1 protein-coding gene is annotated in these 437 nt (G+C 63.8%); it reads left to right on the top strand.

Translation table 11 applies throughout. The annotated features are described in order from the left end of the window. A partial coding sequence (locus ACZ3HG_RS23070; RefSeq protein ID WP_465334614.1) for a glutaredoxin domain-containing protein occupies nt 1-216 on the top strand: 216 nt, incomplete at its 5' end. Nucleotides 217-437 lie beyond the last annotated feature (221 nt).

The raw sequence follows: 437 nt of genomic DNA, 5'->3' as shown, positions 1-437 counted from the left end.
CAGTGTGGGAAGTGCCGGATGACGAAGATGATGCTGGACAGCAAGGGCATCCCCTACGTCGAGGTCAACATCACCGAGCACCCCGAAGCACGCGAGTACGTGACCGAGGAACTGGGCTACACCGTGGCCCCTGTCGTCGTGGTCGACGATGACGATCACTGGTGCGACCTCCGACCCGATCAGATCGAGCGCGTCGCCGCTCACTTCGCTGCCTGACCCCGCTACCCCAAATAGTACTAATCCCGTTACAAGGAGGAACCATGACCGACCGCAACCTGACCCCGTATGACCGTGGCACCCGCTTGGAGCCGCAGCTCTGGCCGCTCGGGAACGACCCCGACAGCTACGGCCGCGTGGACTTCGACGACGAGGAGTCGCGAACGATCCTGACGGCCTACGTCGAGCGCGAGGGCGACGGCTACGCCATGCACGTGCAC

The organism is Erwinia sp. PME.40.26/001 (genome assembly GCF_055556675.1).
The sequence above is the reverse complement of the archived record's forward strand: the minus strand, read 5'-3'. Positions and strand labels throughout refer to the sequence as shown.